The following is a 1,336-nucleotide window of genomic DNA, read 5'->3' on the forward strand; positions in this document are numbered from 1 at the left end:
CAAAAGGCACCTCGGGAAGGTACTTGACTTTTGGTCCTTTTTGTCAAGAAAAAGGACTAGGCTCTCGGCCGCCAATGAGGCCGGCTAAAGCACCTATAATACTAACCTAATCCATCTTCCTATTATGATGATTATCGTGGTTGGCTGTTTGCCCTCATGGCCGGGCAGGCCTATTTCTTTTGTCTTGAAACAAAAGAAACAAAAATTCAAGAACACAACGATGCTCAGCCGCCGTTCTGTTCGGGCCATCGCCCGGGCTTCGGTTGCTTTCTTCTTTAATTTTCAAGGTTGGGTTTCTTGGAGAAGGAGGTGTCTGACAAGTGATAATACAACACTATTAAGCTGAGCGCTGACATAAAAATGCGTGAAGAGGCTATGTGCAAAAGGCACCTCGGGAAGGTACTTGACTTTTGGTCCTTTTTGTCAAGAAAAAGGACTAGGCTCTCGGCCGCCAATGAGGCCGGCTAAAGCACCCTATAATACTAACCTGATCCATCTTCCTATTGTGCCGGTAAGAAGGCGCAGTCAACTTCTGGAAGATGAATATCGTGGTTTGGTTGTTTGCCCTCATGGCCGGGCAGGCCTATTTCTTTTGTCTTGAAACAAAAGAAACAAAAATTCAAGAACACAACGATGCTCAGCCGCCGTTCTGTTCGGCCATCCCCGGGCTTCGGTTACTTTCTAATTAATTGTTAAGGTTGTTTTTCTTTGGGGAAGACTGTTCAATTGAAGCGCCAGCAACCCTTCAAATCTGAAGCGACTAAAGCTACGGAGGCCGTGCCTTCCCGCAGTGCCGGAAAGATTTTGATGACAGCAGGACCGAGTGGAGGGAAAGTGCGTTGGCTGGTTTTATGAAGCTTGGGAGCGGAAAGGGGAAAAGCAGGCAGAGCACTGAGCGCTGACATCAAAATGCGTGAAGAGGCTATGTGCAAAAGGCACCTCGGGAAGGTACTTGACTTTTGGTCCTTTGTGTCCAAGACAAAGGACTAGGCTCTCGGCCGCCAATGAGGCCGGCTAAAGCACCCTATAATACTAACCTAATCCATCTTCCTATTGTGCCGGTAAGAAGGCGCAGTCAACTTCTGGAAGATGAATATCGTGGATTGGTTGTTTGCCCTCATGGCCGGGCAGGCCTATTTCTTTTGTCTTGAAACAAAAGAAACAAAAATTCAAGAACACAACGATGCTCAGCCGCCGTTCTGTTCGGGCCAGCGCTCGCGCTTCGGTTGCTTTCTTCTTTAATTTTCAAGATTGTATCTCTTTGGGAAAGGTTGTTTTCTGACAAGGTGCCAAATACGACGCCATTGAAGCGCCAGCAACCCTTCAAATCTGCAGT

1 protein-coding gene is annotated in these 1,336 nt (G+C 47.5%); it reads right to left on the minus strand.

The features are described 5' to 3' along the window. Positions 1–1,117 precede the first annotated feature (1,117 nt). On the minus strand, positions 1,118–1,336 hold a 219-nt coding region (locus WG906_RS19305), incomplete at its 5' end, for a hypothetical protein (RefSeq protein ID WP_339994533.1).

This window comes from Pedobacter superstes (assembly GCF_037622515.1).
Lineage (GTDB): Bacteria > Bacteroidota > Bacteroidia > Sphingobacteriales > Sphingobacteriaceae > Paradesertivirga > Paradesertivirga superstes.